The sequence below is a fragment of the Enterobacter sp. LU1 genome (assembly GCF_008271405.2).
Classification (GTDB): domain Bacteria; phylum Pseudomonadota; class Gammaproteobacteria; order Enterobacterales; family Enterobacteriaceae; genus Enterobacter; species Enterobacter hormaechei_C.
Window position 1 is genome coordinate 1238146 of the sequence record NZ_CP043438.2, and the last position, 18147, is coordinate 1256292.

14 protein-coding genes are annotated in these 18147 nt (G+C 62.0%); 9 read left to right on the forward strand and 5 right to left on the reverse strand.

What is annotated here, in order from left to right; translation table 11 throughout:
* Positions 1-60 precede the first annotated feature (60 nt).
* On the reverse strand, positions 61-2310 hold the full coding sequence (locus FZF21_RS05960) for a TonB-dependent siderophore receptor (protein ID WP_032620108.1): 2250 nt from the start codon (positions 2308-2310) through the stop codon (positions 61-63).
* 146 nt (positions 2311-2456) lie between these two features.
* Between FZF21_RS05960 and fes the strand changes: the two genes are divergently transcribed.
* The 3 genes from fes to entF are packed head-to-tail and all read left to right on the forward strand — an operon-like array spanning position 2457 to position 7733.
* Positions 2457-3656 (forward strand): enterochelin esterase, encoded by a 1200-nt coding sequence (fes, locus tag FZF21_RS05965; protein WP_047057852.1) that lies wholly within the window; start codon positions 2457-2459, stop codon positions 3654-3656.
* Between the two features lie 10 nt (positions 3657-3666).
* Positions 3667-3879, forward strand: coding sequence for an MbtH family NRPS accessory protein (locus FZF21_RS05970; RefSeq protein WP_015571182.1), 213 nt, complete (start codon positions 3667-3669; stop codon positions 3877-3879).
* Positions 3876-7733 (forward strand): enterobactin non-ribosomal peptide synthetase EntF, encoded by a 3858-nt coding sequence (gene entF / locus FZF21_RS05975; protein ID WP_047737934.1) that lies wholly within the window; start codon positions 3876-3878, stop codon positions 7731-7733. The genes FZF21_RS05970 and entF overlap by 4 nt, the downstream gene beginning before the upstream one ends.
* 89 nt (positions 7734-7822) lie before the next feature.
* Here the strand turns inward: entF and fepC are convergent, their stop codons facing one another.
* The 3 genes from fepC to fepD are packed head-to-tail and all read right to left on the reverse strand — an operon-like array spanning position 7823 to position 10613.
* On the reverse strand, positions 7823-8623 hold the full coding sequence (fepC, locus tag FZF21_RS05980) for an iron-enterobactin ABC transporter ATP-binding protein (RefSeq protein WP_047737932.1): 801 nt from the start codon (positions 8621-8623) through the stop codon (positions 7823-7825).
* Positions 8620-9609, reverse strand: a complete 990-nt coding sequence (gene fepG, locus FZF21_RS05985; protein WP_074133898.1) for an iron-enterobactin ABC transporter permease — start codon at positions 9607-9609, stop codon at positions 8620-8622. The genes fepC and fepG overlap by 4 nt, the downstream gene beginning before the upstream one ends.
* Positions 9609-10613: a Fe(3+)-siderophore ABC transporter permease gene (fepD, locus tag FZF21_RS05990; protein ID WP_023303266.1), complete on the reverse strand. Its 1005-nt coding sequence runs from the start codon at positions 10611-10613 to the stop codon at positions 9609-9611. The genes fepG and fepD overlap by 1 nt, the downstream gene beginning before the upstream one ends.
* A 109-nt stretch (positions 10614-10722) precedes the next feature.
* On the opposite strand from fepD, the gene entS reads away from it, so the two are divergent.
* Complete coding sequence (gene entS / locus FZF21_RS05995; protein WP_017382514.1) at positions 10723-11949, forward strand: enterobactin transporter EntS; 1227 nt, start codon at positions 10723-10725, stop codon at positions 11947-11949.
* 77 nt (positions 11950-12026) lie between these two features.
* Here entS and fepB read toward each other — a convergent pair whose 3' ends face one another.
* Entirely contained in the window at positions 12027-12986 is a 960-nt protein-coding gene (gene fepB / locus FZF21_RS06000; protein WP_017382513.1) for a Fe2+-enterobactin ABC transporter substrate-binding protein, read from the reverse strand.
* A 187-nt stretch (positions 12987-13173) separates the two neighbouring features.
* Between fepB and entC the strand changes: the two genes are divergently transcribed.
* From entC to entH, 5 genes are read left to right on the forward strand one after another with little or no spacing between them, the layout of a single operon-like run.
* On the forward strand, positions 13174-14349 hold the full coding sequence (entC, locus tag FZF21_RS06005) for an isochorismate synthase EntC (protein ID WP_047737926.1): 1176 nt from the start codon (positions 13174-13176) through the stop codon (positions 14347-14349).
* Between the two features lie 9 nt (positions 14350-14358).
* Positions 14359-15969 carry a (2,3-dihydroxybenzoyl)adenylate synthase EntE gene (gene entE / locus FZF21_RS06010; protein ID WP_149121009.1) on the forward strand — a complete coding sequence of 537 codons (1611 nt, stop codon included), beginning with the start codon at positions 14359-14361 and terminating at the stop codon, positions 15967-15969.
* Positions 15970-15979: 10 nt separating this feature from the next.
* The gene (locus FZF21_RS06015; protein ID WP_015571175.1) at positions 15980-16834 is read left to right on the forward strand and encodes an isochorismatase; all 855 of its coding nucleotides are present in this window, start codon (positions 15980-15982) and stop codon (positions 16832-16834) included.
* On the forward strand, positions 16834-17586 hold the full coding sequence (gene entA, locus FZF21_RS06020) for a 2,3-dihydro-2,3-dihydroxybenzoate dehydrogenase EntA (RefSeq protein WP_017694337.1): 753 nt from the start codon (positions 16834-16836) through the stop codon (positions 17584-17586). The genes FZF21_RS06015 and entA overlap by 1 nt, the downstream gene beginning before the upstream one ends.
* Positions 17586-17999, forward strand: coding sequence for a proofreading thioesterase EntH (entH, locus tag FZF21_RS06025; RefSeq protein WP_015571173.1), 414 nt, complete (start codon positions 17586-17588; stop codon positions 17997-17999). The genes entA and entH overlap by 1 nt, the downstream gene beginning before the upstream one ends.
* Positions 18000-18147: the final 148 nt, after the last annotated feature.

Here is an 18147-nt window from a genome sequence, read left to right on the forward strand (position 1 = left end):
TTTTTCCCCTCACCCTGACCCTCTCCCCGGAGGGGAGAGGGAAGGATTGACTTCAGTGCCTTAAAAACGCGTATTCACGCTCATATACCAGGTACGGCCCGGTTCATTATACGTATACGCGCCCGCACCGTACATATACGCGCCGGTGGTGGTATTACCCGTGGTCTGGGCGTTACCCGCACGCCACTGGCGCTTGTCGAAGACGTTGTCCACGCCGCCGGTCAGGCTGACGTTTTTGGTCACGTCCCAGGTCGCGCTCAGGCCAACGATGCTGTACGGGCTGACTTCGTCTTTCTCAGACCCGGTCACCGGCTGACCTTTGTAGTTGTACTTCTTCGGCTGCTGCTTGCCATACCAGGTGAAGGTCGACTGCAATGAGACATCCTGACGTACCTGCCAGCTCAGGGTAGAGTTCAGCGTATACTCCGGGATGATCGACAGACGATCGCCGGTCTCCTTGTTCTTGCTTTGCAGCATGTAGGTGATGTTGTTGGTCCAGTTGATGGTATCGCTGACCGGCACGTTCAGGGAGCCTTCCAGACCTTCTACTACCGCCTTCGGCACGTTTTCCCACTGGTAGATATCGGTGGTGACTTTGCCGGTGGACGTCTGGCCAATCGGCGCGTAGCCCGCTTCAATCTTGTTGCGGTAGTCGTTGCGGAACCAGGTCACGCCCGCCAGCCAGCCGTCGCGTTTCCACTCCAGGCCAATCTCTTTGTTGATGCTGGTTTCCGCTTTCAGATCGTCGTTACCCATCATGTAGCAGCCCACGCCGTCGGAACTGGCGTAGCAGCCCTGGCCTTTACTGTACAGCAGGTAGTTCGGGTTGGTCTGGTACAGGCTTGGCGCTTTATAGGCGCGCGCGATGCCCATCTTCAGGGTGAAGTCATCCCCCAGACCCTGCGACAGGTTCAGGGACGGGCTCCAGTTATTACCCACAATGGTGTGGTGGTCGAAGCGCAGGGCAGGGGTCAGCATGGTGCTGTCGGTCAACTCCATGTTGTTTTCGGCAAACAGGGAAAAGATCTCCGCTGAAGTGTACGGGCTACGGTCTTCGCTCATGCCCGGAATGGTGCCGCCCTGCTGGGTTTGCGTGAAGGAGGTCGAGTCCTTCATGCGCTGCTGGTTCCACTCGGTGCCGAGCGTCAGGTTTTGATTCACAATGAAATCAATCGGCAGGTTGATTTCGCTGTGCAGCATCACGTCGGCCAGGTCGGTATCGGTGAATTTATTGCTGTTGAACAGGCCTTCCAGACCGCCCGCCAGGCCTTCGCCCAGACGTGAGTTGCGGGTGTGCTCGTACTGCGCCCAGTTGCTGGTGGTAATGCCGTTATCCCAGCCGCCGTTCCAGGTCACGGCGAAGTTCTGACGATAGATACGGTTAGTCTCTTTACCGTAGTTCTTCTTCACCAGCCCGCTGGAGCTGTTGTCGTTGTTGGTATTCTGGGTATCGCCCGCGTAAAGGTTGTTCTGGCGGCTGTATCCCGCCTCAAACTCCAGGGACTGCATAGGCGCAAAGTCCCAGCGCACCACGCCGTTGATGTCTTTATTCTCGACCCCTTCACGGCCTGCCGGCAGCGTGTCGGCATATGTGCCGGTACGGTCAGACTGATGGCCCTGGTTAATGTCCCAGGCGTCGGCCTGAGTTTTATCCAGGTTACCGTACATGCGGAAGCTGAAATCCCCGCCCAGCGGGCCGCTCAGGCTGAAGTTAGTGCGTTTGGTGGAACCTTCGTCTTTATGCTCTGGCGCATTCAGGTAGGTGTTCCAGGAGCCGTGCCACTGGTCGTCAAATTTTTTGGTGATGATGTTCACCACGCCGCCCGCCGCGCCGTTACCGTAGCGGGCAGCAGCCGGGCCACGGATCACTTCGATGCGCTCGATCATCTCCGGCGGGACCCAGCCGGTATCGCCGCGGGTATCACGCTCGCCGCGCCAGCCCAGACGGATGGAGTTGCGGCTGGTGACCGGCTTGCCGTCGATCAGGATCAGGGTGTTTTCCGGGCCCATGCCGCGAATGTCAATCTGACGGTTATTCCCGCGCTGGCCGCTGGTGGAGTTGCCGGTCAGGTTAACGCCCGGCATGGTGCGGATGATTTCCGCCACGTCCCGCGCGGGCGGGTTTTTGCGGATCTCGTCGGCGGTGATGGTCGACACGCCCGGCGCCTGCAAATTCTGCTCGGCGGCGGTGATCACCATGGTGTCTTCATGCTGCGCGGAGGCGGTGTTGTCGTCTGCCATGACGGGCAGCGCGACACCATAAATCCCTAAATTGACCAGCAAGGCCAGAGAGTGAATCTTCTTATTCATTGTACGTCCCGCTTTTATGGTTATTTAATGAGCGCGCTTCCCACAGCGCGGGCATTACGCTATTGCAAATGCAAATAGTTATCAATAATATTATCAATAAAATTTGCTCTGAAACAAAAAAGACTGTTAAACATGGGGTTATAAGGGTGACGGCGTTAACAACCGGAAGTGAAGCGTGGTGGCAGGCGAAAGACGGGCCGGAACGGGAACGTCATCAGGAAAACTATCGCGTGACATTCTGGTGGCGGGACCCGGCGGGAACGCAGAAAACGTCGACGGTTAAACGCGTCTGGCTCTACGTCACCGGTGTGACCGATCACCATCAAAATGCCCGTCCGCAGTCCCTTGAACGTATCCCGGATACCGACGTCTGGCAGTGGCAGGGCGAGTTCAGCCCCGAATGGCGCGGCAGCTACTGTTTTATCCCCTCCGACAATGAAAACGATTTTGCCAGCGCAGTGTTTGAAGGCGATCAGCCGGACCGCATGGCGCTGCGCGAAGGCTGGCGCAAACTGTTGCCGCACGCGGTGTCCGACCCGCTGAACGCCCAGAGCTGGCGCGGCGGGCGCGGGCACGCAGTCTCGGCGCTGGAGATGCCGGAGGCGCCCGTACAGCCCGGCTGGAACCATCCCGATACCCCTTACAAAAAGCCTGTCTGCATTGAGTGGCACAGCGCGCGTCTGAAGAACCGTCGCCGCGTGTGGATTTTTACCACCGGGGATGAAAGCCCCGAGCGCCCGCTGGCGGTGCTGCTCGACGGGCAGTTCTGGGCCGAAAGCATGCCCGTCTGGCCTGCGCTGGCGTCGCTCACCCTTGAAGGCAAACTGCCGCCTGCGGTCTATGTCTTAATCGACGTGATTGACACCGCACACCGCAGCCGCGAGCTGCCGTGTAACCCTGATTTCTGGCTGGCGGTGCAGGACGAACTTCTCCCGCAGGTGAAAAGCATGGCCCCGTTCAGCGACCGCGCCGACCATACCGTGGTGGCGGGTCAGAGCTTCGGCGGGCTCTCTTCCCTCTATGCGGGCCTCAACTGGCCGCAGCGTTTTGGCTGCATCCTCAGCCAGTCCGGATCCTACTGGTGGCCGCACCGCGGCGCGCAGCAGGACGGGCTGCTCATCGAACAACTCAAAGCGGGTGACAAAACCGCTCGCGGGCTGCGCATCGTCCTTGAGGCCGGGCGCAACGAGCCGCTTATTTTGCGCGCAAACCAGGCGATCCTCGCCGAACTATACACTCAGCAACCGGTTTTCTGGCGTCAGGTTGACGGCGGACACGATGCGCTTTGCTGGCGCGGTGGGCTGACGCAGGGGCTGATGACCCTCTGGCAGCCGCTTATTCAATAACGGAGTCTGTATGGAATTCAGCAATCCTTTCGATAATCCGCAGGGACAGTTCGCCATTTTGCAAAATGACCAGGGGCAGTACAGCCTGTGGCCGCAGCAGTGCGAGTTGCCCGCGGGCTGGCGCGTGGTCTGCGAACCGCAATCTCAGGAGGCGTGCCAGCAGTGGCTGGCGGAACAGTGGCAGACGCTTGAGCCGTCATGTTTTGCGGGGGAGCGCGCATGAACCGTCTCCCTCTTGTCGCCGCCCAGCCGGGGATCTGGATGGCAGAGCAGCTTACCTCCCTGCCAAACGCCTGGAGCGTCGCGCACTACACCGAGCTGAAAGGCGCTATCGATGCGCCATTGCTGGCAAAAGCCATCGCTGAAGGCATGATGCAGGCCGACACCCTGCGGATGCGTTTTGCCGAAGATAACGGTGAGGTGTGGCAGTGGATCGATGAGGCCATGCTCCTGCCGGAGCCGTCCATCGTGCGCGTTGACTCCCACGACGCCGCCGTGGCGCTGATAGAGGCCGATCTCAACCAGAACCTGCGCGTCGACAGCGGTCAGCCGCTGGCGTTTCACCAGCTGATCCAGGTGGGAGAAAGCCACTGGTACTGGTATCAGCGGTATCATCATCTTGTGGTAGATGGCTTCAGCTTCCCTGCTATTACCCGTCAGATCACCGCCATTTACGCTGCGTGGCAGAAAGGTGAATCCACGCCGGCCTCGCCGTTCACCCCGTTCGCCGAGGTGGTGGAGGAGTATCAGCGCTATCGCGACAGCGAGGCGTATCAGCGCGACGGTGCTTTCTGGGCCGAACAACGCAAACAGCTTCCTTCTCCGGTCTCGCTCTCTTCCGCGCCGCTGCCGGGACGCGCCGCCACCACCGATATCCTGCGCCTGAAAATTGCGATGGACGGCCGTGCGTTCAGCCAGCTTGCACAGAAGGCAGGCCAGGCGCAGCGTACCGATCTGGCCCTTGCGCTGGTGGCGCTGTGGCTGGGCCGCCTGACCGGACGGCTGGACTACGCCGCCGGGTTTATCTTTATGCGCCGCATGGGCTCCGCCGCGCTGACCGCGACCGGACCGGTGCTCAACGTCCTGCCGCTGGCGGTGAATATTCGCCCGCAGGAGAGCCTGCCGGAACTGGCGCTGCGCCTGGCGAACCAGCTGAAAAAGATGCGCCGCCATCAGCGTTACGACGCCGAGCAGATCGTGCGCGACAGCGGACGTGCCGCAGGCGACGAAGCCCTTTTTGGTCCGGTGCTGAACGTCAAGGTGTTCGATTATCAGCTGAATATCGACGGCGTGGAGGCCATTACCCACACGCTGGCAACCGGCCCGGTGAACGATCTGGAGCTGGCGCTGTTCCCGGACGAGCAGGGCGGACTGAGCATTGAGATCCTCGCCAACGGGCAGCGTTACGACGAGGCGACGCTGAAGGGGCACGCGGCGCGCCTGAACGCAATGCTGACGCAGTTTGCCGCCAATCCGGACCTGCGCTGTGGCGACGTGGAAACCGTATCAGAGCAGGAATACGCCCGGCTGGCGCGCATCAACGATACCGGGCTGGCGCTGCCGTCCACCACGCTGGCGGATCTTGTGGCGGAGCAGGCGAGCAAAACGCCGGACGCCCCCGCGCTGGCGGATGCCCATACTGAACTGAACTACCGCCAGATGCGCGAGCAGGTGGTCGCGCTGGCAAACCTGCTGCGCGCGCGCGGCGTGAAGCTGGGCGACAGCGTGGCGGTGGCGCTCCCGCGCTCGGTGTTCCTGACCCTGGCGCTGCACGGGATTGTTGAAGCAGGCGCCGCCTGGCTGCCGCTGGATACCGGTTACCCGGATGACCGTCTGCGGATGATGCTGGAGGACGCGAAGCCGTCGCTGCTCATTACCACCGACGAGCAGCTTCCGCGCTTTAACGATCTGCCGATCGCCACCTTTAGTTACAACACACTATTACCGGCCACCGATGCTGAACCTCTGCGCCTGGCGAAGCCGGAGCAGACCGCGTACATCATCTTTACCTCCGGTTCGACGGGGCGTCCAAAAGGGGTGATGGTCGGCCATACCGCCATCGTTAACCGCCTGAAGTGGATGCAGGATCATTATCCACTGGCGGCGCATGACGTGGTGGCGCAGAAAACGCCGTGCAGCTTTGACGTGTCGGTGTGGGAGTTCTGGTGGCCGTTTATCGCCGGGGCGAAGCTGGTGATGGCCGAGCCGGACGCGCACCGCGATCCGCAGGCGATGCAGGGCTTCTTCGCAGAATATGGCGTAACCACCACCCACTTCGTGCCGTCGATGCTGGCGGCGTTCGTCGCCTCGCTGACGCCGGAAAACGTCGACTGTTGCAGGACGCTGAAGCAGGTGTTCTGTAGCGGCGAGGCGTTGCCGACTGCGCTGTGTCGCGAGTGGGAACAGCTCACCCATGCGCCGCTGCACAACCTCTATGGCCCGACCGAAGCGGCGGTGGATGTCAGCTGGTATCCGGCGTACGGCCCCGAGCTGGCGGCGGTGGAAGGCAACAGCGTGCCGATCGGCTTCCCGGTGTGGAATACGGGGCTGCGCATTCTGGACGCGATGATGCGCCCGGTGCCGTTCGGCGTGGCGGGGGATCTCTATCTCACCGGCATTCAGCTGGCGCAGGGGTATCTGGGACGCCCCGACCTTACCGCCAGCCGCTTTATCGCCGATCCGTTTGCCCCCGGCGAGCGAATGTACCGCACCGGGGACGTTGCCCGCTGGCTGGACAACGGCGCGGTGGAATATCTGGGCCGCAGCGACGATCAGCTGAAAATCCGCGGCCAGCGCATCGAGCTGGGCGAAATCGACCGGGCGATGCTCGCGCTGCCGGATGTGGCCCAGGCGGTGGCGCACGCCTGCGTGTTCAACCAGGCGGCTGCCACGGGCGGCGATGCCCGCCAGCTGGTGGGATACGTTGTCTCTGAATCCGGCTTAACGCTGGATCGCGACGCGCTGCTTGCATCACTCAAAGCCCAGCTGCCGCCGCATATGGTGCCGGTGGTGCTGCTGCAAATCAGCGCGCTGCCGTTAAGCGCCAACGGCAAACTGGATCGCAAGGCGCTGCCGCTGCCGGAGCTGACCAGCAAAACTTCCGGTCGCGCGCCCGAGACGCAAACTGAAGTCACCGTGGCGCAGGCGTTTTCTGCCCTGCTGGGCTGCGCGGTGAACGATATCGAGGCCGATTTCTTTGCCCTCGGCGGCCACTCGCTGCTGGCGATGCGCCTTGCGGCTCAGCTCAGCCGTGCGTTCGGCCGCAAGGTCACGCCGGGGCAGATTATGGTCGCCTCGACGGTGAGCAAGCTTAGCGCCCTGCTGGACTCGCAGATGAGCGACGAGCAGGCGCAGCGTCTGGGGTATGAAACCGTTCTCCCGCTGCGTGAAAGCAACGGCCCCACGCTGTTCTGCTTCCATCCGGCGTCCGGCTTTGCCTGGCAGTTTAGCGTCCTGGCGCGCTACCTCAGCCCGCGCTGGTCAATCGTCGGCATTCAGTCTCCCCGGCCTGAGGGGCCGATGCAGCAGTGTGCGGATCTCGATGCGGTGATCGAACATCATCTGAAGACGTTGCGTAAGCAACAGCCGCAGGGACCGTATTATCTGTTCGGCTATTCCCTCGGCGGCACGCTGGCGCAGGGCATTGCGGCGCGTCTGCGCGAGCAGGGTGAAGACGTAGCGTTCCTCGGCCTGCTGGATACCTGGCCACCGGAAACCCAGAACTGGGCGGAGAAAGAGGCCAACGGCCTCGATCCGGAGGTGCTGGCGGAAATTGAGCGCGAACGCCAGGCGTTTATTGCCGCCCAGCAGGGGCAGGGCTCCAGCGAGTTGTTTAACGCCATTGAAGGCAACTATGCGGACGCGGTGCGGCTGCTCACCACGGCACATAGCGCGCGGTTTGACGGTAAAGCGACGCTGTTTGTCGCCGAGCGAACGCGAACCCTCGATCCGCAGGCCGCGTGGGCGCCGTGGGTGGGTGAGCTGGAGGTGTACAGCCAGGACTGCGCCCACGTGGATATCATTTCACCGCAGGCGTTTGAAAAGATTGGGCCGGTACTGAAGGAAATTTTGGGGTAACGTTTAAAGCCCCTCACCCTAACCCTCTCCCACGGGGAGAGGGGATGGTTTGCTCCCTCTCCCTGTGGGAGAGGGCCGGGGTGAGGGCATCAGACCGCACGCTTGCCCAACGGCACCACCAACGGCGTACCCGCCACCGGATCCTCAATAATCATGCAGCGCATGCCGTAGATCCGCGCGATCAGATCCGGCGTCACAATCTCTTTCGGCGCGCCCTGCGCCACAATCTCGCCGTCGCGCAGCGCAATCAAATGCGTAGCGTAGCGGCACGCCTGGTTTAAATCGTGCAGCACCGCTGCCAGGGTGTAGCCCTGCGTGCGGTTCAGTTCGCTCAGCAGCTCCAGCAGGTCAATCTGATGGCTGATATCCAGCCAGGTCGTCGGCTCGTCCAGCAGCATGATGGAGGTCTCCTGCGCCAGCACCATCGCGATCCACGCGCGCTGGCGCTGTCCGCCGGAGAGGGTATCGACGCTTTGCTGGGCCAGATCGGTGATGCCCGTCGCCTGCATCGCGCGCTTCACGGCCTCGTCGTCCTCCTTGCGCCAGCGGGTAAACAGCGGCTGGTGCGGATAGCGCCCGCGGGAGACCAGCTCCTGCACGGTAATATCCCCCGGCGTGGTGGCGTTTTGCGCCAGCAGCCCAATTCGGCGCGCAACCTCTTTGCTGGCGAAGCGCTGGATCTGCTCCCCGTCGAGGAACACGCTGCCCTCAACCGGCGACATCAGGCGGCTCAGCGTGCGCAGCAATGTCGATTTGCCGCAGCCGTTTGGCCCGATAATGGCGGTGAAGTGGCCGTCCGGAATGGCAACGGATAAGTCCCGGGCAATGATTTTTTTACCGTAGCCGAGGGTCAAGTTTTCGCCGCGCAAGCGGGGTGTTGAATCTGTCATTTCTTGCGTGACTCCTGAACGAGCAAGACGATGAGGTAAATCCCGCCGAGGCTGACGGTCACCACGCCCACCGGCAGTTGATAAGGCGTAAACAGCTGCTGAGCGCAGAGATCGGCGGCCAGCAGTAATACTGCGCCGCACAGCGCTGCCTGGGTTAATCCCCAGCGCGCGGTGCCGCTAAGTCGCCGCGCGATATGCGGCGCGACAAGGGCAATAAACGAGATCGGCCCGGCGATGGCGGTAGACGCTGCGGTCAGCAAGACCGCCACCAGCATCAGCATCAGGCGCGAGCGCTCTACGCTCACGCCCAGCGCGCAGGCGCTGTCGTCGCCCATCTCCAGCAGCCGCATGCGCCTGACCAGCAGCAGCGCGCCAATAAACATCAGGATAATCAGCGGCGCGGCGGGCCAGGTTTTTCCCCACGTCAGACCGTTGAGGGAACCGGCGTACCACAGCCCGGCGGAGAGTGCGGTTTCCAGCGACGCCTGTAGCAGAAGCCAGGTGTTAAACGCCATCAGCATCGCGCGGATACCGATCCCGATGATGATCAGGCGGAAGGTGTCGATGCCGTTGCGCCAGGCCAGGGCCCAGATAAGCAGGGAGGTGAGAATGCCGCCCGCCATCGCCGTAAAGGTAATGGCCGTGAGATGCTGCCCGAACAGCACCATCGCCACCAGCACGCCGCTCCACGCGCCGGTATTCAGGCCCATCACGTCCGGGCTGCCGAGGGGGTTACGCATCAGCGACTGGAATATTGCGCCGCTGACGCCAAGCGCTGCGCCAACCAGGATCGCCATCGCCACGCGCGGCAGTCGCCATTCGGTGACCACCATGGTGATGTTACGCGGCGCGCTGCCGGTGAGAGCATGAAAGACCTGCGCGAAATCAAGCGTTACGGCACCGCTTTGCAGGCTCCAGACCGCCAGCAGCAGACTGGCGACGACCAGCAGGGCGACGCTGGTGAGTAATCGACGGGACGGGGCCATCATGCGCCACCCCCGCGTCTGCGTCGTACCAGGAAGATCAGCACCGGCGCGCCGATAAAGGCGCTGACCACCGAGACGCGCAATTCACCCGGCACCAGCAGGCGGCCCAGTACGTCGGCAAACAGCAGCAGGGCAGGGGTCGCCAGCAGCGTGACCGGCAGTGACCAGCGGTGATCCGCCCCCACCAGCCAGCGCGCCATGTGCGGCATCATCAGGCCGATAAAGGCAATCGGCCCGACGACGGCGGTCGCGCTGCCGCACAGCACGGTGATGACAAGCAGGCCCGTCAGCTGCGTGCGCGCCACGCGGTTGCCGAGGGCGGTCGCGGTGTCGCTGCCGAGGCTCAGGCTGTTGAGCGCCCGGCTTAAACACAGCGCTACGGCGGCAGAGATAAACACCGGGAATGCCACCACTTTCAGGGTATCAAGGGTACGGATATCCAGCGAACCGGCCTGCCAGAAGCGCAGCTGGTCATACACGTCCGGGTTGAGCAGGGCGATGCCGTTCGATAAGCCTTCCAGCACCGCCGCGAGCGCCACGCCCGCCAGTGTCAGACGTACCGGGCTGAGCTGTCCGCCGCCCTGGCTGCCGGTAAAGGCCACCACCAGCGAGGCGGCCAGCGCGCCGCAGAAGGCCATCACCAGCTGTTCAGACGGAGAGGTGAAACCAAACAGCGCCGCGCCGAGCACAATGGCGAAACTGGCACCAGAGTTCACGCCGAGAATGCCAGGGTCCGCCAGCGGGTTGCGGGTGAGGGTTTGCATCAGGGCACCGGCAAGCCCGAGCGCGCCACCGGCCAGCAGGCCGGCAAGGGTGCGGGGCAGGCGGGCGTCGAGCACGATAATGCACTCGGCGCTCTGGCAGGTACCGGAGAGCGCATCGACAATAACGGACGCGGGCAGCGGCTTCGCGCCAACCAGCAAACTGAGTGCAATCGCAAGGATCAACAGCAGCAATAAAACGGGCACGGCTACGGCGCGCACCGCGGAAGAGGAAAACGACATAGCAACGTCCATGATGTGATAATGATAGTAATTATCGTTATCTATCTTATTTGGCTATGTTAGCATGTGCGCCCATGGAAATGGTAGACCGATACCTCAAGGCCTTGTCATGAATCAAAAATCCTGGCTGCTCAACCTCAGCCTGCTGAAAACGCACCCGGCGTTTCGAGCGGTTTTTATCGCCCGCTTTATCTCCATTTTATCCCTCGGCCTGCTCGGGGTCGCCGTGCCGGTACAGATCCAGACCATGACCCACTCCAGCTGGCTGGTGGGGTTATCCGTCACCTTAACCGGCGGGGCGATGTTTATCGGCCTGATGGTGGGCGGCGTGCTGGCGGACCGCTACGAGCGTAAAAAACTGATCCTGCTGGCGCGCGGCACCTGCGGGGTGGGCTTTGTCGGGCTGTGTCTGAACGCAATGCTGCCGGAGCCGTCGCTGATGGCGATTTATGCCCTGGGCCTGTGGGACGGCTTTTTTGCCTCGTTAGGCGTGACGGCGCTGCTGGCGGCCACGCCCGCGCTGGTCGGGCGCGAGAACCTGATGCAGGCGGGGGCGATCACCATGCTCACCGTGCGTCTGGGATCGGTGATTTCGCCGATGGTCGGCGGCCTGCTGCTGGCGACCGGCAACGTGGCGTGGAACTACGGCCTTGCCGCGGCGGGAACCTTTATCACCACACTGACGCTGCTGCGTCTGCCGCTCCTGCCACCGCCGCCGCAGCCGCGCGAGCATCCGCTGAAGTCCCTGATGGCCGCGATTCGTTTTCTGTTCAGCAACCCGCTGATTGGCGGCATTGCGCTGCTCGGCGGCCTGCTGACGATGGCGAGCGCCGTACGCGTGTTGTACCCGGCGCTGGCGGGCGAGTGGCAGATGAGCGCCTCAGAGATTGGCGTGCTGTACGCCGCCATTCCGCTCGGCGCCGCGTGCGGGGCGCTGACCAGCGGAAACCTGGCGCAGAGCGCGAGACCGGGGTTAATCATGCTGGTGGCGACGCTGGCCTCGTTTATCGCGATTGGTTTCTTCAGCCTGATGCCGGTGTGGGCGCTGGGGGTGATGTGTCTGGTGATTTTTGGCTGGCTGAGCGCGGTCAGCTCTCTTTTACAGTACACCCTGATCCAGACCCAGACGCCGGAAGGGATGCTCGGGCGCATTAACGGCCTGTGGACGGCGCAGAACGTCACGGGCGATGCGATTGGCGCAGCGATCCTCGGCGGGCTGGGGGCGATAATGACCCCGGTGGCGTCGGCGAGCAGCAGCGGGTTTGTGTTAGCCGTGGTTGGCGTAATTTTATTGGCGGTTTTGGTGGAGTTGCGTCGGTTCAGGCAGAACCTGTAGGTCGGGTAAGGCGTAGCCGCCACCCGACAAAACGCCCGGTGGCGCTGCGCTTACCGGGCCTACGGGAAACGTGCCACTTATTTAAAAATTGAATTCAAACGCTGCAACACCAACAACGCGCTGTAATAATCCAGGCGGAACGTCTCCGTTCCCAGCGCCCAGACGCGCTTGTTCTTGACCGACGGCAGATGCGCCAGCAGCGGATTGGCGTAAATCGCGTCCACGTCTTTCTGGTCGCCGGCAAACACGAACAGCCCTTCGCCGTTCAGCCCCGTCGCCAGGTTTTCCCCGCCCAGTTGAATAATGTCGTGACGCTTGCCCTGGCTTTTCGAGGTGTGCAATCCATCAGGTAACGCTGCCAGCGTGAAGCCCAACTGGTGCAGCAGCTTGCCCTGAGCCGAGTCTGTCGTCCACAGGTTCGCCGTGTGCGCCGCGGCGGTGTAGACGATGGCGTTCACCGGCTGCGGCGGCAGCTTCATCTGCTGCTTCACCTGGGCGAGCTGTTTATCGAAGGCAGCGATGCGCTCTGCGGCCTGTGTTTCCTGCCCGGTGATCGTCCCCAGCTGGGTCAGCAGTTCCTGCCAGCTTTTGTCGTCGTAGTTAATGATAAGCGTCGGGGCGATGGCGGAAAGCTGATCGTAGAGTGCCAGCGCGGAATCCCCGCCGGTGGCGCTGATCAAAATCAGGTCCGGCATCTGGGCCGCGACGGCTTCGGCGCTCGGCTCGCCGATGTACAGCCGGGCAACCTTACGCTGTTTCGCGATATCGCCCCACTGACGTAAAAAGCCCTGTGCATCCGCCACGCGGTTGTTTGGCGTGGTGGCTCCGCTGGCAATAACCGGGGCGTCAATGGCCAGCAGGGAGCCGGTTAGGGTCACGCTGGTGGAAACAATGCGCGTCGGTTTGCTCTCAAGCGTATGAACGCCGCGGCTGTCTGTGACCTGACGCGGCCAGTCGGCGGCCGTCGCTGAGGTTAGTCCTAAAACAAAAAGTCCTGTTAAAAGAAAGGCATTACGGCAAACGGCAGGGAGTTTCACAGAGCGGCATCCTGTTTTTGTTGAAGTTAATGCTTCTCATTTTCATGATTGCGGGGAAGGTATGCAAGCGTTAGTCGCACAAGTTGTTTGCTCTGCGGTTGACACCAGGGCGATGTGGGATTAGGTTAGCCGACGAAAATATAAATGATAATCATTATTACTGCTTTTATCATTTTAGGAGGATGATATGGATACGTCATTGGCTGAGGACCTTCAGCACACCGCGACCACGCTGCAATCAGACAGCTTTTTCTTTATGTCGCCCTATCGCAGTTTTACCACGTCAGGCTGTTTTGCCCGTTTTTCTGAACCCGCCGTCGGCGGTGACGATCCGGCGGGCCCCTTTCAGCAGAAATTAGCTCAGGCTTTCCTGAATGCGAAAAACAGCGGCATTGCCCATCCGGTGATGGTAGGGGCGATCCCCTTCGATACCCACAAACCGTCATCGCTGTTTATTCCGCAACGCTGGCAAACCTTCTCCCGCCCGGCGCGTCAGCAGTCCGCACGCTACGCCTCCGGCGCGCAGACGCTGAACGTGCAACAACGCACCGAGATCCCGCCGCAGCCGGTTTTCGAGGAGATGGTCGCCCGCGCCGCGTCGCTCACCGCCACGCCGCAGGTGAATAAGGTGGTGCTGTCGCGCCTGATTGATATCGCCACCGACAAACAGATTGATAGCAGCGCGCTGATGGAGCGTCTTATCGCCCAGAACCCGGCGAGCTTTAACTTCCACGTACCGCTGGAAGACGGCGGCGTGCTGCTGGGCGCCAGCCCGGAACTGCTGCTGCGTAAAGAGGGCGCGCACTTTAGCTCGCTGCCGCTGGCGGGCTCTGCGCGCCGTCAGCCGGACGATGTGCTGGATCGCGAAGCGGGCACTAAGCTGCTGGCCTCCGAAAAAGACCGTCACGAGCACGACCTGGTAACGCAGGCGATGAAAACCATTCTGGAACCGCGCAGCCATCATCTGACCATGCCGGCTTCCCCGCAGCTCATCACCACCCCGACGCTGTGGCATCTGGCGACGCCGGTAGAAGGTGACGCGCGTGAAAACGAGAACGCCCTGACGCTGGCCTGTCTGCTGCACCCGACGCCAGCGCTAAGCGGCTTCCCGCATCAGGCGGCAAAAGAGCTGATTGCCGAGCTGGAGCCGTTCGATCGTGAGCTGTTCGGCGGCATCGTCGGCTGGTGCGACAGCGAAGGTAACGGCGAGTGGGTGGTAACTATCCGCTGCGCGCGGCTGCATCAGAATACCGTTCGCCTGTTTGCCGGCGCGGGCATTGTGCCTGCTTCCTCCCCGGTGGGCGAATGGCGCGAGACGGGCGTGAAGCTCTCCACCATGCTCAACGTGTTTGGTTTGCACTAAGGAATACTCATGACCATCCCTTTTACCCGCTGGCCTGAGGAATTTGCCCGCCGCTACCGTGAAAAAGGCTACTGGCAGGATCTGCCGCTGACCCACATCCTGACGGACCATGCGGACAACGATGCGGTCGCGATAATTGACGGCGATCGCCGCATCACCTACCGCGCGTTTAATCAGGCGGTGACGAATCTGGCGTCTGTCCTTCAGGCGCAGGGGCTGCATCGCGGCGAGACCGCGCTGGTGCAGCTCGGCAACGTGGCCGAGTTCTACATCACCTTCTTCGCGCTGCTGCAAATCGGCGTCGCACCGGTCAACGCGCTCTTTAGCCATCAGCGCAGCGAACTCAACGCCTACGCGGAGCAGATCAAACCCGCCGTGCTGATTGCCGAGCGCGACCACACGCTGTTCGCGGGTGATGATTTTCTCAATACCTTTGTGGATGCGCATCGCTCGGTACGCGTTGTGCTGCTACGCGGCGATAAGGGCGAACACGCGCTGGAGGCGGCGATTGCACGCCCGGCGGACAATTTCATCCCGAACCCGACGCCCGCCGACGAAGTGGCGTTCTTCCAGCTCTCCGGCGGCAGCACCGGCACGCCGAAGCTGATCCCGCGTACGCACAACGACTACGACTACAGCATCCGTCGCAGCAACGAAATCTGCGGAATCACTGCGCACACCCGCTATCTGAACGCACTTCCCGCGGCGCATAACTACGCCATGAGCTCGCCGGGATCGTTAGGCGTTTTCACGGCGGGCGGCTGCGTGGTGCTGGCGAACGATCCGAGCGCCACGCTCTGCTTCCCGCTGATTGAGCAGCATCAGATAAACGTCACCTCACTGGTGCCGCCCGCGGTCAGCCTGTGGTTGCAGGCGATTGCCGACGGCGCGGGGAACGCCCAGCTGAAATCCCTCGAACTGCTCCAGGTAGGCGGCGCACGTCTCTCCGCCACGCTTGCGGCACGTATTCCGGCGGAAATTGGCTGCCAGCTTCAGCAGGTGTTTGGCATGGCGGAAGGGCTGGTGAACTACACCGCCCTCGACGATGCGCCGGAGCGCATCATCAATACCCAGGGCCGCCCGATGTGCCCGGACGATGAAGTGTGGGTGGCGGACGAGGACGGCAACCCGCTGCCGCGCGGGGAAGTCGGGCGTCTGATGACGCGCGGCCCTTACACCTTCCGCGGCTATTTCAATAGCCCGGAACACAACGCCAGCGCCTTTGATGCCAACGGTTTCTACTGCTCGGGCGATCTGATCGCCATCGATGAGCAGGGTTACATCACCGTGCAGGGGCGCGAGAAAGATCAGATCAACCGCGGTGGCGAGAAGATCGCCGCCGAAGAGATCGAAAACCTGCTGCTGCGCCACGACGCGGTGATCCACGCCGCGCTGGTGAGCATGGAGGACAGCCTGCTGGGCGAAAAAAGCTGCGCGTACCTGGTGGTGAAACAGCCCCTGCGCGCGGTGGAGGTGCGCCGCTTCCTGCGCGAGCAGGGCGTCGCCGAATTTAAGCTGCCGGACCGCGTTGAGAGCGTGGATGCGCTTCCGCTCACGCCGGTCGGCAAAGTTGATAAGAAACAGTTGCGCCTGTGGCTTGCTGAACGCGCCCGGGGCTGAGGAACAGATAATGGCCATTCCAAAATTAACCGCATACGCGCTGCCAACCGCCGCCGAACTGCCGACCAGTAAAGTGAACTGGGCGTTTGAACCGGAGCGCGCCGCGCTGCTGATCCACGATATGCAGGAGTATTTCCTGAACTTCTGGGGCGAAAATAGCGACATGATGCAGCAGGTAGTGGCGAACATCGCTAAACTGCGCGCGTACTGCAAAGAGCACAATATTCCGGTGTACTACACCGCGCAGCCGAAAGATCAGAGCGATGAAGACCGCGCCCTGCTGAACGATATGTGGGGGCCGGGCCTGACTCGCTCGCCGGAGCAGCAGCGCATCGTCGCTGAGCTGACCCCGGACGAAGCGGACACCGTGCTGGTGAAGTGGCGCTACAGCGCGTTTCACCGCTCGCCGCTGGAGCAGATGCTTAAAGAGACCGGGCGCAACCAGCTTTTGATCACCGGCGTGTACGCCCACATCGGCTGCATGACCACCGCCACCGACGCCTTTATGCGCGACATCAAACCGTTCTTTATCGCCGACGCGCTGGCGGATTTCACCCGCGACGAGCACCTGATGTCGCTGAAATACGTGGCAGGACGTTCGGGCCGCGTGGTGATGACCGACGAACTGCTGCCGTCCGTTCCGACAACGAAAGCCGCGCTGCGTGAGCTGATCCTGCCGCTGCTGGACGAGTCCGACGAGCCGATGGATGACGAAAACCTGATCGACTACGGTCTGGATTCAGTGCGGATGATGGCGCTGGCCGCCCGCTGGCGCAAAGTGCACGGCGACATTGATTTCGTGATGCTGGCAAAAAATCCGACCCTCGATGCCTGGTGGGCGCTGCTCTCCCGCGAGGTGAAGTGATGGTTTTTGATTTCACCGGTAAAACGGTCTGGGTGACGGGCGCGGGTAAGGGCATTGGTTATGCGACCGCGCTGGCATTTGTGGAGGCCGGGGCGCAGGTGACCGGGTTCGATCTGGCTTTCCCTCACGGCGAATATCCGTTTGCCACCGAAACGCTGGACGTGGCGGATGCGGCGCAGGCGAGTGACGTCTGCGGGCGTTTGCTCAGCAGCCTTGAGCGGCTCGATGTGCTGGTTAACGCGGCGGGCATTCTGCGTATGGGCGCGACGGATCAGCTCTCGCAGGAGGACTGGCAGCAGACCTTTGCGGTCAACGTCGGCGGCGCGTTCAACCTGTTCCAGCAGACGATGGGCCAGTTCCGTCATCAGCAGGGGGGGGCGATTGTGACGGTGGCCTCTGACGCGGCGCACACGCCGCGCATCGGCATGAGCGCCTACGGCGCGTCGAAAGCGGCGCTGAAAAGCCTGGCGCTGACCGTCGGGCTGGAACTGGCGGGCAGCGGCGTACGCTGTAACCTGGTGTCGCCGGGTTCAACGGATACCGACATGCAGCGCACCCTGTGGACCAGCGATGATGCGGAACAGCGGCGCATTCGCGGCTTTGGCGAGCAGTTCAAGCTCGGCATTCCGCTCGGTAAAATTGCCCGTCCACAGGAGATTGCTGCGACCGTGCTGTTCCTGGCATCCGATGCCGCCAGCCATATCACCTTGCAGGATATCGTGGTGGACGGCGGCTCCACGCTGGGGGCGTAATGATCTGGAAACGTCATTTAACGCTCGAGGAGCTGAACGCCACCAGCCTGAATACGATGGTGGGGCACCTTGGCATCGTCTATACCCGCCTCGGGGACGATACGCTGGAAGCAGAGATGCCGGTGGATGCCCGCACCCACCAGCCGTTTGGCCTGCTGCATGGCGGCGCCTCGGCGGCGCTGGCGGAAACGCTGGGCTCAATGGCCGGTTTTCTGATGACCCGTGACGGGCAGAACGTGGTGGGCACGGAACTGAATGCCACGCACCACCGCGCGGTCTCTCACGGTAAGGTACGCGGCGTGTGTCAGCCGCTGCATCTGGGCCGTTCCAGCCAGAGCTGGGAGATCGTGGTGTTCGACGAGCAGGGGCGGCGGTGCTGTACCTGTCGGTTGAGTACGATGGTGTTGGGGTAAGTCATTCAGCTGAAAGTGATCGGCTTAACACTGTGGTGTAAATCTCTGGTTTGACCACGCATTATTGCGTTTCAAAGTTGTTAAATTTTATCCGTTGTTCTAGAAACAAAATGTAACATCTCACTGTTTCACAACAACGGACAACAAC

Excerpts from the sequence above, each read along its gene's own strand:
- FZF21_RS05960 (WP_032620108.1), bottom strand. The coding sequence starts at position 2,310 with ATGAATAAGAAGATTCACTCTCTGGCCTTGCTGGTCAATTTAGGGATT.
- entS (WP_017382514.1), top strand. The coding sequence starts at position 10,723 with ATGAATCAAAAATCCTGGCTGCTCAACCTCAGCCTGCTGAAAACGCAC.
- entE (WP_149121009.1), top strand. The coding sequence starts at position 14,359 with ATGACCATCCCTTTTACCCGCTGGCCTGAGGAATTTGCCCGCCGCTAC.
- fepC (WP_047737932.1), bottom strand. The coding sequence starts at position 8,623 with ATGACAGATTCAACACCCCGCTTGCGCGGCGAAAACTTGACCCTCGGC.
- entF (WP_047737934.1), top strand. The coding sequence starts at position 3,876 with ATGAACCGTCTCCCTCTTGTCGCCGCCCAGCCGGGGATCTGGATGGCA.
- fepD (WP_023303266.1), bottom strand. The coding sequence starts at position 10,613 with ATGTCGTTTTCCTCTTCCGCGGTGCGCGCCGTAGCCGTGCCCGTTTTA.
- FZF21_RS05970 (WP_015571182.1), top strand. The coding sequence starts at position 3,667 with ATGGAATTCAGCAATCCTTTCGATAATCCGCAGGGACAGTTCGCCATT.
- entH (WP_015571173.1), top strand. The coding sequence starts at position 17,586 with ATGATCTGGAAACGTCATTTAACGCTCGAGGAGCTGAACGCCACCAGC.
- entA (WP_017694337.1), top strand. The coding sequence starts at position 16,834 with ATGGTTTTTGATTTCACCGGTAAAACGGTCTGGGTGACGGGCGCGGGT.
- fepG (WP_074133898.1), bottom strand. The coding sequence starts at position 9,609 with ATGGCCCCGTCCCGTCGATTACTCACCAGCGTCGCCCTGCTGGTCGTC.
- entC (WP_047737926.1), top strand. The coding sequence starts at position 13,174 with ATGGATACGTCATTGGCTGAGGACCTTCAGCACACCGCGACCACGCTG.
- FZF21_RS06015 (WP_015571175.1), top strand. The coding sequence starts at position 15,980 with ATGGCCATTCCAAAATTAACCGCATACGCGCTGCCAACCGCCGCCGAA.